Below are 13,485 nucleotides of genomic sequence, written 5' to 3'. Positions count from 1 at the left end.
CTTCGCCTCGCTCAACCGGCGGATAGGGCGCGCGTGAACACTCTGCTATCCGCGGCGGTCTCCCCACGCCAGCCGCGTCGCATCGGCGGAGCTGGGATACGACGCCGACGCACCCACCCGAGTCGCGGCAGCCGCGCTGACACGACTCGCGGCATGCGCGGCGTCGACGAGCCCGAGTCCACGAGCCAGGCCCGCAGCGATGGTTCCGGTGTAGGCATCGCCGCATCCGGTGGTGTCGGCGACGGCCACCTGAATCGACGTGATCTCGGTCACCGACGTAGCGTCGAGGACCACCGAACCCCGCGCGCCGAGCGTGACGATCGCGCGACCTACGCCGTTGCCTACAAGTACCACGGCGGCCTCGTCCCACGGCAGATCGGCGCCGACGGCGGCTCGACATTCATGCTCATTGACCAACAGCACGTCGGTCAGCATCAACAACTCGTCCGGGACCTCGATGTAGGGCGACAGATTCAGAATCACCGTCGCGCCTGCCGCATGTCCCGCCCGGGCCGCGGCCAGCACGCCGTCGAGCGGTATTTCCAGGCAGAGAACGACGACGGACGCGGCGTCGAACATCGAGCGTCGGGCCTCGACCCACTCCCCCGTGACCCGCGCATTCGCTCCGGACGAGACGACGATCGAATTCTCCCCCTCATCATCGACGATGATGACCGCGGTTCCGGTCGCGACGTCGTCGATGGTCGTGATCCCATCGGTGTCGATTCCCTCGGCATCGACGAATGCGCGCAGGCGCTGTCCGAAGACGTCGCGGCCGACCGCACCGATCATCGTGACGTGCGCACCGAGTCGTGCGGCGGCGACCGCCTGGTTCGCACTCTTGCCGCCGGGACCGAGCAGCAAGTCGGAGCCGGCGACCGTTTCGCCCCCGGACGGACGTCGTTCGGTGTGAACCAGGAGGTCCATGTTGAGCGACCCGACGACGACCACCCGACTCATTCCAGCCCTCTTCTGCTCTCGAACCTGCGTGGCACCCCGGTGAGAGGATCATCGAATTCCAGCGTCGCGGCCAACAGGCGCAGCGGTTGGGTGAAGTCGCCGCGGTCGGGGAGCTCGGCCAACTCCTGCCGGACGTCGGGATACAGCGGGTCGCCGACGATGGGCAGCCCCAGCCCGGCCATGTGCAGCCGCAATTGATGCGTCCGCCCGGTATGCGGCGTCAGGCGGTACAGACCATCACCCCCGGCGTCGCCGATCAGCTCGACGTCGCTGATGGCATTGACCGGGCCGGATTCGACGCGGGCCCGCAGGTCGCCCGCGTCTTTGCGGATGCGGTTCTCGACGCGCCGCGGTGTCCGCAGCGCCTCGTCGGCATGCGCCCTCGCGAGATAGGTCTTGCGGGCTGAGCGCGCCGCGAACAGTTCTTGATATGCCGCCCTGACCTGCGGACGAACCGTGAACAGCAGGACGCCGGCGGTCAGTCGGTCGAGCCGGTGTGCGGGAGCGATCTCATCGTTGCCGAAGTGTCGTCGGAGCCGAACGAGCGCCGTCTGCGTCACGTGTCTCCCGCGCGGCATCGTCGCCAGGAAATGCGGCTTGTCGACGACGATGAGGTCGGCGTCGGAATGCAGAATCTCCAGGTCGAAGGGTATTTCCACTTCATGGGGCAGGTCGCGGTAGAAGTAGATCGCGCGGTTTGCGGTCGACGGTTCGCCGGGATCGACCCGCCGGCCGTCGACGTCGACGAGCTCACCGGCGTCGGCGCGCGCCGCGAGATCGTCGAGGGTGAGGCCGTCGGCGGCCGGCGTCGACAGCACCGCGTGGCCGAGCGTCGTCTCGGCGTCGAAGCGCAACACCACGCGAGTCGCGTCGACGCCGAGGCGCGGCGACAGTGGAGACGGCTTACGACGCCGAGCCATCGGCCCCGATCAGCTTTCCAGGCGGGTCTTCAGGTTCCCCAGCAGTGCGGCCTGAATCTTGTTGAGTCCCTTGGGCGCAAAGGTCTTCTCGAAGAACCCGCCGATGCCGCCCGCACCCTGCCAGCTGGTCGTCGTGGAGACCGTCGATCCGCTGCCCGCCGCCTGGACGGTATAGGTGGTGACCATCGTCGAGTTGGCGTCGGTCTCGGTGATCGTCTGACCGGCGACGGTCACGGTGGCCTGCACGTCGCGCGAGCGCTTCTCGGTGGCCTGGAGAATCCAATGCACCTGCGTGCCCGCGCCCTGCCCGCCGGCGAGCACGTGATAGTCACGGTACTGCTCGGGCAGGATCGCCGGGCGCGTCTGGTCGTAGTCGGCCAAGGCGGTGAGCACCGCGTCGGGGGCGGCGGCGATGTCGATCGATTTGGTAGCGGAAACCTGTCCCACGTGGGGCTCCTTTGAATCAGTTGGCGGACGCAACAATCTCGACCTAGGCTAACCAAGTGAGTTCTGCACGCTTGGAGATGGGGTCGCAGGCATTTCGGCAGGGCGTGGAAACCCTCCTGTCGAGCTACCGAGCCATACCCGCCGATGGAACGGTCCGCCTCGCGAAGAAGACGTCGAATCTCTTCCGCAAGCGGGCCAAGAACCCCTACCCCGGACTCGACGTCTCCGGACTCGATCGAGTCATCTCGGTAGATCCCGACGCTCGAACCGCCGACGTCGCAGGTATGTGCACCTACGAGGATCTCGTCGACGCCACCCTCCCCTACGGATTGGCGCCCACCGTCGTACCGCAACTCAAGACGATCACCCTCGGCGGCGCGGTCACCGGTCTCGGCATCGAAAGCACCTCCTTCCGCAGCGGATTACCCCACGAGGCGGTGCGGGAGATCGAAATCCTCACCGGCGAAGGCGAATTGATCACCGCCACGCCCACCGGCGACAATTCCGACCTCTACTTCGGGTTTCCCAACTCCTATGGCACGCTTGGCTATTCGGTGCGCCTGCGGATCGACCTCGAGCCCGTCAAGCGATTCGTGGAACTACGCCACGTGCGATTCACCGACATCGCGACTCTGCAGACGACGATGGACACCATCGTCGCCGAACAGAGCTACGACGGTGAGCGGGTCGACTACCTCGACGGCGTGGCGTTCACCGCGAACGAGGCGTATCTCACACTCGGCCGCCAGACCGACGACCCGGGGCCGGTCAGCGACTACACCGGCATGGGCATCTTCTATCGGTCCATCCAGCACGACTCGGCGTCGACGCCGAAACGTGATCGGCTGACCATTCACGACTACCTCTGGCGGTGGGACACCGACTGGTTCTGGTGCTCGCGCGCGTTCGGTGCGCAGAACCCGAGGATTCGCAAGTTCTGGCCGAAGAAGTTGCTGCGCAGCAGCTTCTATTGGAAACTCATCGGCTACGACCAGCGCTTCGACATCGGCGATCGGCTCAATGCCCGTAAGGGCTTGCCGCCCGGCGAGCGGGTGGTGCAGGACATCGAAGTGCCGATCGAGCGGCTCACCGACTTCGTCGAGTGGTTCCTGCGCGACATTCCGATCGAGCCGATCTGGTTGTGTCCCTTGAAACTTCGCGAACCGGCGCAGGTCGGAGCCGACGCGCACCGCCCCTGGCCGCTGTATCCCCTTGAGCCACAACGGACTTACGTGAACGTCGGGTTCTGGTCGGCGGTACCTGTCACGCCGGGCGACCCCGGTCATGCCAACAAGCTGATCGAACGCAAGGTCGCCGACCTCGACGGACACAAGTCGTTGTATTCCGAGTCCTTCTATGCCGAGGACGAATTCGATGAGCTCTACGGAGGCGAACAACTCCGCCTCCTGAAGAAACGATATGACCCCAACAGCCGACTGTTGGACCTCTATGCGAAAGCGGTGAAGCGCCAATGACGACGACCAGAGACAGCAAACCAACGCGCACCGACAAGATGCCGTTGGCGGAGATCTTCGAGATACTTCTCGGCGGGAACCTCTCCATCCGAATCGAGGCCTACGACGGCTCCAGCGCGGGCCCCGCCGATGCGGACTACGGACTGCGACTCAAGAATTCCCGTGGCACAACGTATTTGGTGACCGCGCCGGGCGATCTCGGCCTGGCCCGCGCCTACATCTCCGGCGACTTGGAGTTGATCGGCGCACACCCGGCAAACCCCTACGAGGCGCTGCGCGCGCTGGCCGCGGACCTGCATTTCGCGCGCCCGACGCCGCTGGAGTTGGCCCAGATCGCACGTTCGCTGGGCATCGAGCACTTCAAGCCGATCGCCCCGCCCCCGCAGGAAGCCCTTCCCCGGTGGCGTCGATTCGCCGAGGGCCTGCGGCATAGTCGAGCCCGCGACGCCGAGGTGATCCACCACCACTACGACGTTTCCAACACCTTCTACGAGTGGGTTCTGGGACCCTCGATGACGTATACGTGCGCGGTCTATCCGACGCTGGAGGCGAGTCTCGAAGAGGCGCAGGAGAACAAGTACCGTCTGATCTTCGACAAGCTTCGCCTCGAGCCGGGCGACCGTCTGCTCGACATCGGCTGCGGCTGGGGCAGCATGGTCCGCTATGCGGCCCGGCGCGGCGTGCACGTCATCGGCGCCACACTGTCCGCCGAGCAGGCCGAGTGGGGCCAACAGGCAATCATCGACGAAGGGCTCGGGGAATTCGCCGAGATCCGTCACTGCGACTACCGCGACGTCACTGAGACGGGATTCGACGCCGTCTCGTCGATCGGGTTGACCGAGCACATCGGCGTACACAATTACCCGGCCTACTTCGGCTTCATCCGCGACCGTCTCCGCGTCGGTGGAATGTTGCTGAACCACTGCATCACTCGCCCCGACAACAACAAGCAGAACCGCGCCGGCTCCTTCATCGACCGCTATGTCTTCCCGGACGGTGAGCTGACCGGCTCCGGCAAGATCATCTCCAAGCTGCAGGACATCGGCGGCATGGAGGTGATCCATGAGGAGAACTTCCGCGAGCACTACGCGATGACGCTGCGCGATTGGAACGCGAACCTGGTGAGCCACTGGGACGAAGCCGTCGAGGAGGTCGGCGAGGGTACCGCCCGCCTGTGGGGCCTCTACATGGCTGGCTGCCGAATCGGCTTCGAACGCAACATCATTCAGCTCCATCACGTGCTGGCCACCAAACTGGACGAACGCGGCGGGAAGGATCTGCCACTGCGGCCCTGGTGGGAGGGATAGGACTCCCCAACCTTGCGGTCCTAGATCACCTGATCTATAAATAGATCATGCGATCTGCACCGACGTTCACCGAGACAGCCCGGCGAGCCCAGCTCGTCGGCTGTGCCATCGATGCCATCGCCGAGCTCGGCTACGGCAAGGCATCGGTACGCAAGATCGCCGAGCGCGCCGACGTCGCGATGAGCGTCGTGCTCTATCACTTCGGAAACAAGGATGAGCTGGTGACAGCCGTCGTCGGCGAGTGCTACCGCTCGCTCGTCGCGGCGATGCTGCCGGTGGTGTCGGCAGCCGACGGCGCCGCGGCCAAGCTCGCCGCCCACATTCGGTGCCACATCGACTACATCGACACCCACCGCGGCCATCAGCTCGCGCTCATGGAGATCGCCAACAATTTCCGCACCGGCGACGGACGGCGTCTACACGAAGCCGGACTGCAGATTCCGCCCGAGCTGCTCGCCGACCTCGCCACGATCGAGCTGGACACCATCCTCGCCGACGGCGTCGAATCTGGTGAATTCCGTTCACTGCCGACGACTTCGCTAGCCCTCGCCATTCGCAGCGCCATCGGTGGCGCGATGCTGCCGGCCACCGCCGACCCCGATTTCGACGTCCGCGCCTACGGCGAGGATCTGGTCCACACCTTCCTCCTCGCAACACAGCCCACGCAGACCTGACCACCCGCTCGTCGATCGGAGCAGCACATGGCCGACATCATCATCGCCACCTACGGTTCCCGTGGCGACATCCTCCCCCTGACCGACTTCGCGGCGCGTCTACAACAATCCGGCCACAGCGTGGTGATGACCGCGTCAACCGAGTTCGCCGACGACGTCACCGACCGCGGAATCCCGGTGCGTCCGGTCGACTTTCAGCTCGACGCCGAGATGAGCCCGGACGACATCGATCCCCTCAAGGCGGCACGAGAGATGATCATGCCGAAAGGCATGAAACAACTCGGCGACAATCTGCTCGACTCCCTCGACGACGTTCCCGCCGACCTCGTCGTGCTTTCGCCGTTCGCCGAACTCGCCGGACATCCCTTCGCCGAGTTCCGCGGGATTCCGAGTATCGGCGCACGACTGCAACCGCTGTCGGCCACCGCCGAGTATCCGCCCGCATTGATGGGAGCCTGGTCGGCCGGCGCCTTTCTCAATCGACGCGCGGGCCGGTTCGCCGCATCGGCGCTAGATCGCCTGTATGCCAAGACAATCGCCTCGTTCCGCGACCGACTCGGGCTGCCTGGAAAGTCGGCGCGAGCCATGCGCAAACAGCGTACGGCCGCCAATTGGCCTATCCTGCATGGGTATTCGCCCTCGGTCCTTCCGAAACCACGGGATTGGCGCGACGGCCTCGACGTCGCCGGCTACTGGTGGCCCGCTCAGCCGACCGCCGACTGGGTCCCACCCGAGGCCCTCTCGGCCTTCCTCGACGCCGGAGATCCGCCGATCTTCATCGGCCTCGGATCACTCATGGTGTCGACCTCGGAGGCGAAGCGACTCTCCGATGTCATCGGTGCCGCCGTCGAAAAGACGGGCACTCGGGCGATCGTGCAGTCCGGTGGTGTCGGCCTCGACGTTGCAGGTACCGGCATCGTGAATATCGGTGCAGCACCCTATGATTGGTTGTTTCCGCGAGTAGCGGCAGTGGGCCATTCGTGCGGCGCGGGCACCACCGCGTCGGCCCTGCGGGCCGGTGTTCCGACGATCGCGATTCCCTCACCTGGCGGCGATCAACCGTTCTGGGCCGAACGACTGCGTCGACTCGGTGTGAGTCCGGCGGCGCTGCCGAGACCGAAACTCGGTGTCGACGCGCTCGCCTCGGCCATCGACGCCGCACTCACCGACCCCACGTATCAGCGTGCCGCGCAAGAGATCTCACACCGCATCGACAGCGAAGACGGTGGCGGCGCGATGGTCAAGCGGATCGAGGAACTGCTCGGCGCGTAGAGTGCCGAGCCTCATTCCAGCGGGCGTGCTCCGAGCTCCGACTTGAGCAGTTCCATCGCAACCTGTTCGGGATCCAGCCGGGCGTCGGGGCCGCTCGACTTCGCCTGCTCGACCATCTCGTCACGCTCGGCGTCGGTGAGCTCTTCATCGGGCGTCGGCGGTGGCGGTGGTGGCGGCGCAGGTTCCTCTGGTTCCGCTACGGCCTCCGGTGGAGCCGGCACCGGATCCTGTTGGCGTTCACCATTTCCCGACGATTGGCTCGGGCGGGAGAATGTCTGGCGGCGCGGTGCCGCCTGCTGTTTCGGGGCGGGTGAACTCGTCGTCGCGGGGCCCGCGGACCCAGGTGGTACGTGGACGGTCCGCACATCCAGTTCGACGCCGAACACCTGCTGCAACGACTGGCGGATGATGTCGACCGCGTGCGACGCCGAGAGCCGACCGACGAGAACCTCGATTGGGTGACCGAGCACGACGGTCTGATCCTGCAGGTCATGGATCGTCGCGGCCGAGAGCATCGGCTCCAGGCTCTTCGAGCGTTCGCGCACCGCCGAACGCACCTCCTGGTACCGCTTGCGCACGGTCTCGACGTCGAGTCCCGGCGCAGCGACCTCCGGCTCCGGTTGCGGCTCGGGCGCCGGACGAGCTTGTGCCGCACGGGGTTCGGGCTCCGGGATGGTGAATTCGTCGTCGAGCGGTTCGTCAGGCAGCGGGATGCCGTCGACGACCGGCGCCTCGCGCGACGCCGCCGGCCGAGCGCGGGATGACTCCGGCCGGGCATTCGACGTCTCGGGCCCGGCCTGTTGGGGTTCGGGGGCGCGCGGCGGCACGGGGCGGGCCTGCGGCAGGTCGGGGGCATTCGACGTCTCGGGCCCGGCCTGTTGCGGTTCGGGGCCGCGCGGCGGTTCGGGGCGGGCCTTCGGCAGGTCGGGGGCATTCGACGTCTCGGGCCCGGCCTGCCGCGGTTCGGGAGCACGCGGCGGCTCGGGGCGGGTCGGTGTGGGCGGAGCCATCGCAGGTGTCGGCGCAGCGGGTGTCCGTTCGACGACGGGCTCTGGCTCCCACGGCAACGCGACGGACTCATCCTGAGCTGGCGACGCTTCGGCGTGTTGCGGCGTGGCGGTGGCCTGGGCAACCGGTTCCTCCGCGGCCTCCACGGGCTCAACCGTCGGTGTATTAACCTGTGGCGCAACAGGTTCGGCCGTCGACTCCGGTTGAGGTGGACCGGCCGGTGTTGCCTCGGAGGCTTTCTGCTTCGATCTCCGGACGAACCGCGGAGCGGGGTCGTCGGCGGCGGGCGCTCGCGGCACAGACGGAGCGGGTGCGCTCGCGGCCGGTGCGTCGGCGCCGCTCCCGGCACCCGCAACGCGCGGTGCCGCAACGACACCGGATTCGAGTCGTTCCAGTCGCTGAAGCAATGCGGCGTCAGCGGCGGAGGCCGCGGGCAGCAGCATCCGCGCGCACATCACTTCCAGCAGCAGCCGGGGCGAGGTGGTGCCGCGCATTTCGCCGAGCGCCGCATGTACGGTCTCCGCGAATCTGGTCAGTGCCGCCGGTCCGAGCGTCTCGATCTGGGCGCGCATGCGATCGAGCTGATCGCCGGGCGCCTCGACCAGCCCGCGATCCACGGCGTCGGGAACGGCTTGCAACAGAATCAGGTCGCGGAGTCGTTCGAGGAGGTCGACGGCGAACCGGCGCGGATCGTGCCCGGCGTCGACGACACGCTCGACCGTTGCGAACAGTCGGCCGCCGTCGGCGGCGGCGAGACCGTCGATGGCGTCGTCGATCAGCGCGACGTCGGTGACGCCGAGCAGCGAGAGGGCACGGTCGTAGACGACGCCTTCCTCACCCGCACCGGCGAGAAGTTGATCGAGGATGCTCAGCGAGTCTCGCGGCGACCCGCCGCCGGCACGGATGACCAGTGGAAATACCTCGGGCGCGACGGTGACACCCTCGCTGGCGCAGATCTTCTCCAACAGTCCGCGCATCACCGGCGGGGCGAGCAGACGGAATGGATAGTGGTGCGTGCGCGACCGGATGGTGGGCAGCACCTTCTCCGGTTCGGTGGTCGCGAAGATGAAGATCAGGTGTTCTGGCGGCTCCTCGACGATCTTCAACAGCGCGTTGAAGCCCGCGTTGGTGACCATGTGCGCTTCGTCGACGATGAACACGCGATAGCGCGATTCGCTCGGCGCGTAGAACGCGCGGTCACGCAGTTCGCGGGTGTCGTCGACGCCACCGTGACTCGCGGCGTCGAGCTCGATGACGTCGAGGTTGCCCGGCCCGCCCGGCGCGAGGGCGACACACGACGAGCACACACCGCACGGCGTCGACGTAGGGCCCTGTTCGCAGTTGAGCGAACGCGCCAGAATACGCGCCGACGACGTCTTACCGCAGCCACGCGGACCGGAGAACAGGTAGGCATGGTTGATGCGGCCGGTGTCGAGGGCACGGCCGAGCGGGTCGGTGACATGCTCCTGACCGACGACTTCGGCGAAGGTTGCCGGGCGGTAAGTCCGATAGAGAGCCACGCGTCGAGACTACCGATACCCACCGACAGCGCTGCCTCCGCCCGACGTCTGATCCGCCCGCACTCCGATGAGTTTCGGCGGCGCGGCCGGTCTGTCCCTGCAGACCCGCGACTGCCGCACGACAACCTGGAGGAATCATGGCCGCCACCTACACTTTCGACGTATTCTCGTCGCTCGACGGCTTCGGCGCGGCCGGTGGCGATTGGACCGGATACTGGGGCAAACAGGGCCCCGAACTGCTCGAGCACCGCCTCGACCTGTACGCCGAGCCCCACCGAATGGTGTTCGGAGCGGACACCTATCGAGTGTTCTCGACGATGTTGGCCGACCCCGACGGCGATCCCTCTCTCCTCGACCCGTGGGTGAGCAAGATGATCAATCTTCCGGCGACGATCGTCTCCTCGACGCTGCGGGCACCGCTCGACTGGCCCGACGCCGAGATTGTCAGCGGCGACGCCGTCGACATCATCGCCGCGCTCAAACGCGACTCCGACGTTCCGCTACGTTCACACGGCAGCCTGTCCCTCAATCACGCGCTGATGGCCGCCGGACTCGTCGACTTCATCCAGGTGACGGTGTATCCGGTGATCACCGGCGAGACCGGGAGCGAACCCGTCTTCGGCGGCGCCGCCGACTTCGACCTAGAGCTGGTGCAGGCACTCACACTCGACGGACGAACGCAGGAACTCACCTACCGGCCGACACTGCACCCGCAGGCCGGATGACTCACGACGTCCGATTGCAATCGGCCCCGACAGTGTCACCGAGGGAAAATCCACCCCGACAGGACTGAGGAGGCAGCTTCCAAACACCGACAGATTGCAATCAGCCCCGACACTGTCGCCGAGGGAAAATCCACCCCGGCAGAACTGAGGAGGCAGCTTTCAAACACCGACAGATTGCAATCGGCCCCGACAGTGTCGCCGAGGGAAAATCCACCCCGACAGAGCTGAGGAGGCAGCTTCCAAACAACGACACCCGACGTCGGGGTGTGAACGGAACTCCTACTCCGCCAATGCGTCTCGCAGCTGGAACTTCAACACCTTGCCGGACGGATTGCGGGGCAGGGCGTCGACGAACTCCAGTCGCAGCGGAAGCTTGTAGCCGGCCAATCGGTCTTTCGCGTGCTCACGCAACTCGTCGAGGGTCAGCGTGGCGTCGGGCTTGAGTGCGACGACGGCGGTCACCGCTTCACCCCACTTCTCGTGCGGGGTGCCGAGCACCGCGACTTCGGCTACCGCGGGATGGCTGTAGAGCACGCTCTCCACCTCGGCCGGGTAGACGTTCTCACCGCCGGTGATGACCATGTCCTTGACGCGGTCCACGACGAAGACGTAACCGTCGGCGTCGGCCGTGCCGATGTCGCCGGTGTGGAACCATCCGCCGTCGTCGATGACGGCCCGCGTCGCCGCCTCGTTGCGCCAGTAGCCGGCCATCACCTGCGGGCCGCGGACGCAGATCTCACCGGGTTCACCGACCGGGACCTCGTTGTAGTCTGCGTCGACGAGTCGCACATCCGACAGCGGCACCACCTTGTTGCCCGCCGCGCCGATCTTGCGTTCGCTCTCGTCGGTCGACATCACCAACGCCAGCGGCGCCGTCTCGGTCAGACCGTAGCCCTGCGCGAACGGGATGCCACGCGCGCCGTATCGGCGCATCAACGGTTCGGGCACCGGCGCGCCGCCGCACACGAGATAGCGGATGCTCGACACGTCGGTCGTCTCGAAGTCGGGTACCTGGCTCATGAACAGGTACATCGCCGGAACACCGAACATCGTCGTAATGTGTTTGTCCGCAATGAGTTTCAGCGCCTGCACCGGATCGAATGCCGGCATCAGCACGATCTGCCCACCCTTCTGCAGGGTCACCAGAGTCGTGACGTTCAGGCCGCCGATGTGGAACAGGGGCGCACATACGAGCGAGATGTCGGTGGAGGTGACGTCAAGGCTCAGCAACGCGTTGACGTTGTTCCAGAACATGTTTCCATGCGTCAACATCGCGCCCTTGGGACGGCCGGTGGTGCCCGAAGTGTACATGATCAGCCCGACGTCGGATGGTTCGGGAGCAGCCGGATCGGTGATCGGCTCCGACGCCGACGCCACGGCGTCGAACGACTCCCACCCGTCGACGGTCCCGACCGCGATCCACCGGGTGACCGCCAATTCGTCGCGCACCGCGTCGACGCCGGGCGTCAGCGAGGCGTCGACGATCAGCGTGCCGATGCCCGCGTCGCCGATGATGTACGCGAGTTCGGCTCCGGTGAGCCGGAAGTTGAGCGGCACGAAGACCGCACCCGCCCGCGCGCAGCCGAACATGGTGACGAGGAAGGCCGGATGGTTGGGTCCGAGGTACCCGACGCGGTCACCGACTGCGACCCCACCCTCGCGCAGTTGTGCTGCGAGACAGTCGATTCGGTGCGACAGCGCCCCGAAGGTCTGCGTGTCGTCGCCGAAGGTGATCGCGGGCCGGTCGGGGCTGATGGCGGCTCGTCGAGCAATCCACGAGCCGAGGTCGGTGTAGGGCTGGGTCGATGACATGAGACTCCTCGCAGAATGTCGTCGCGGCCCGTCGAGACTAACCAGGCAGGGCCGCCGCCGATGGCGAATTGGACATTCTCGTCGCCGACCGTCGGGCGACGACGATGGTCGCCACCGCCACGCCGATGAACACCCAGTTATACGGGTCGACGGTAAACCAGCGCAGCCAGACGATGCCGTCTTTGAAGAACAAACCAGTCAGGAATGCTTCGGGCACAGTCTGATTGACCAGCCAGATAGCGAAGGAGATGTGCTCGCGCCAGGCGAAGGCGGAGAGGAATCCGGCGACCAGGAGAACGCCGGCACCGACGCGCTCAGCCGAACTGCGCCCGGCGTCGAACACGAAGTGGATGCCGAGGACCACCAGCGGCACGAACCACACCCAATGGTGTCCCCACGACATCGGTGACACCACGCACGACGTCATGCCGACGAGCGACAACGCGAGCAGTTCCTGCCCGTGCCGATGCGCCAGGACCGCCGCGTACATGCCGAGTGCGACCGCTGCGAGCGCAATCGCCAGCCACAGCACCACATTCGGCGAGTCGGATCCGATCAGATTCGCCAGTGCTCCGCGCGCCGACTGGTTGCCCGACGTCTGCGGCACGCCCACCCGATTGGAGTCGAACATGGTCTGCGTCCAGAACTTCCACGACTCCGCGGGCAATACGAAGAACCCGACGGCGATCGTCCCGACGAACCCGCCGACCACGCCGAGGGCGGTGCGCCAGCGTCGGAGCAGCACCAGGTAGAAGATGAAGATCAGCGGGGTCAGCTTGATTCCCGCGGCGAAACCCGTTGCGACGCCGGATAACCGGGGCTGCGTGACGTCGTCGGAGCCGACGGGCATGCGGCGCAGCAGATCCGCGAGAATCAGCAGCATCAAGAAGACGTTGATCTGCCCGTACCAGACGGTGGTACGCACCGGCTCGAGCAGCATCATCACCGAGATCAGCGACACCGCGATCGTGCGCAGTCGCCAATCGGCTTGATGGCCAAGACTTTTGAAGCTGAGCATGATGACCAGGTACAGGGCGATGAAGATGCCGATCGACCAGACGATCCGCGCGGCGTCGAACGACATCAGGGCGAACGGGATGAACACGATCACTGAGATCGGCGCGTACGTGTAGTCCATCTGTCCGAGAAGCTTTGCCTCGTACAGCTTTCCGCCGTCGAGCACGGTCTGGGCGCCGGCCCGGTAGACGTCGAGGTCGAGCTGATAGTCGAACAGTCCCCAGATCGGCCGGTCGTAGGGAATGATCACGTCTTGCAGCCACCAAGCCAGCAGGCCGGTGAGCACGAACCCGACGACCGCCGTCGTGGAGACGAGTCCTCGTCGACGCTGCTGACTCACCTCCGCGA

General features: G+C 66.2%; 11 protein-coding genes. 5 read left to right on the top strand and 6 right to left on the bottom strand.

Going from position 1 to position 13,485, the window contains the following annotated elements; genetic code table 11:
• Positions 1 to 45: 45 nt before the first annotated feature.
• Genes HH308_RS28300 through HH308_RS28290 form a run of 3 tightly spaced genes read right to left on the bottom strand, consistent with a single transcriptional unit; the run spans position 46 to position 2,327 of the window.
• Complete coding sequence (locus tag HH308_RS28300; RefSeq protein WP_170197629.1) at positions 46 to 960, bottom strand: ribokinase; 915 nt, start codon at positions 958 to 960, stop codon at positions 46 to 48.
• Positions 957 to 1,880 carry a pseudouridine synthase gene (locus HH308_RS28295; RefSeq protein ID WP_170197628.1) on the bottom strand — a complete coding sequence of 308 codons (924 nt, stop codon included), beginning with the start codon at positions 1,878 to 1,880 and terminating at the stop codon, positions 957 to 959. Before HH308_RS28295 ends, HH308_RS28300 begins: the two co-directional genes overlap by 4 nt.
• A 9-nt stretch (positions 1,881 to 1,889) precedes the next feature.
• Positions 1,890 to 2,327 (bottom strand): SRPBCC family protein, encoded by a 438-nt coding sequence (locus tag HH308_RS28290; RefSeq protein ID WP_170197627.1) that lies wholly within the window; start codon positions 2,325 to 2,327, stop codon positions 1,890 to 1,892.
• 77 nt (positions 2,328 to 2,404) lie between these two features.
• Between HH308_RS28290 and HH308_RS28285 the strand changes: the two genes are divergently transcribed.
• The 4 genes from HH308_RS28285 to HH308_RS28270 are packed head-to-tail and all read left to right on the top strand — an operon-like array spanning position 2,405 to position 7,055.
• Positions 2,405 to 3,802: an FAD-binding oxidoreductase gene (locus HH308_RS28285; RefSeq protein ID WP_170197631.1), complete on the top strand. Its 1,398-nt coding sequence runs from the start codon at positions 2,405 to 2,407 to the stop codon at positions 3,800 to 3,802.
• Positions 3,799 to 5,109 (top strand): class I SAM-dependent methyltransferase, encoded by a 1,311-nt coding sequence (locus HH308_RS28280; protein WP_170197626.1) that lies wholly within the window; start codon positions 3,799 to 3,801, stop codon positions 5,107 to 5,109. The genes HH308_RS28285 and HH308_RS28280 overlap by 4 nt, the downstream gene beginning before the upstream one ends.
• A gap of 47 nt (positions 5,110 to 5,156) precedes the next feature.
• Positions 5,157 to 5,783 carry a TetR/AcrR family transcriptional regulator gene (locus HH308_RS28275; protein WP_170197625.1) on the top strand — a complete coding sequence of 209 codons (627 nt, stop codon included), beginning with the start codon at positions 5,157 to 5,159 and terminating at the stop codon, positions 5,781 to 5,783.
• 27 nt (positions 5,784 to 5,810) lie between these two features.
• On the top strand, positions 5,811 to 7,055 hold the full coding sequence (locus tag HH308_RS28270; protein WP_170197624.1) for a glycosyltransferase: 1,245 nt from the start codon (positions 5,811 to 5,813) through the stop codon (positions 7,053 to 7,055).
• Positions 7,056 to 7,066: 11 nt separating this feature from the next.
• Here HH308_RS28270 and HH308_RS28265 read toward each other — a convergent pair whose 3' ends face one another.
• The gene (locus HH308_RS28265) at positions 7,067 to 9,583 is read right to left on the bottom strand and encodes a DNA polymerase III subunit gamma and tau (protein ID WP_170197623.1); all 2,517 of its coding nucleotides are present in this window, start codon (positions 9,581 to 9,583) and stop codon (positions 7,067 to 7,069) included.
• 137 nt (positions 9,584 to 9,720) lie between these two features.
• Between HH308_RS28265 and HH308_RS28260 the strand changes: the two genes are divergently transcribed.
• Complete coding sequence (locus tag HH308_RS28260) at positions 9,721 to 10,308, top strand: dihydrofolate reductase family protein (protein WP_170197622.1); 588 nt, start codon at positions 9,721 to 9,723, stop codon at positions 10,306 to 10,308.
• A 279-nt stretch (positions 10,309 to 10,587) separates the two neighbouring features.
• Here HH308_RS28260 and HH308_RS28255 read toward each other — a convergent pair whose 3' ends face one another.
• Both HH308_RS28255 and HH308_RS28250 read right to left on the bottom strand, forming a co-directional pair.
• Positions 10,588 to 12,120, bottom strand: coding sequence for an acyl-CoA synthetase (locus HH308_RS28255; RefSeq protein WP_170197621.1), 1,533 nt, complete (start codon positions 12,118 to 12,120; stop codon positions 10,588 to 10,590).
• 37 nt (positions 12,121 to 12,157) lie between these two features.
• Positions 12,158 to 13,477, bottom strand: coding sequence for a glycosyltransferase 87 family protein (locus tag HH308_RS28250; RefSeq protein WP_170197620.1), 1,320 nt, complete (start codon positions 13,475 to 13,477; stop codon positions 12,158 to 12,160).
• Positions 13,478 to 13,485 lie beyond the last annotated feature (8 nt).

The organism is Gordonia asplenii (assembly GCF_012933505.1).
Lineage (GTDB): Bacteria > Actinomycetota > Actinomycetes > Mycobacteriales > Mycobacteriaceae > Gordonia > Gordonia asplenii.
Note: the sequence above shows the minus strand (reverse complement) of the source record. Positions and strands in the feature narration are given on the sequence as shown.

Bases quoted from the DNA above. Each gene is read 5' to 3' on its own strand.
- HH308_RS28300 (WP_170197629.1), bottom strand. From the start codon at position 960: ATGAGTCGGGTGGTCGTCGTCGGGTCGCTCAACATGGACCTCCTGGTT.
- HH308_RS28295 (WP_170197628.1), bottom strand. From the start codon at position 1,880: ATGGCTCGGCGTCGTAAGCCGTCTCCACTGTCGCCGCGCCTCGGCGTC.
- HH308_RS28285 (WP_170197631.1), top strand. From the start codon at position 2,405: ATGGGGTCGCAGGCATTTCGGCAGGGCGTGGAAACCCTCCTGTCGAGC.
- HH308_RS28280 (WP_170197626.1), top strand. From the start codon at position 3,799: ATGACGACGACCAGAGACAGCAAACCAACGCGCACCGACAAGATGCCG.
- HH308_RS28275 (WP_170197625.1), top strand. From the start codon at position 5,157: ATGCGATCTGCACCGACGTTCACCGAGACAGCCCGGCGAGCCCAGCTC.
- HH308_RS28270 (WP_170197624.1), top strand. From the start codon at position 5,811: ATGGCCGACATCATCATCGCCACCTACGGTTCCCGTGGCGACATCCTC.
- HH308_RS28260 (WP_170197622.1), top strand. From the start codon at position 9,721: ATGGCCGCCACCTACACTTTCGACGTATTCTCGTCGCTCGACGGCTTC.
- HH308_RS28255 (WP_170197621.1), bottom strand. From the start codon at position 12,120: ATGTCATCGACCCAGCCCTACACCGACCTCGGCTCGTGGATTGCTCGA.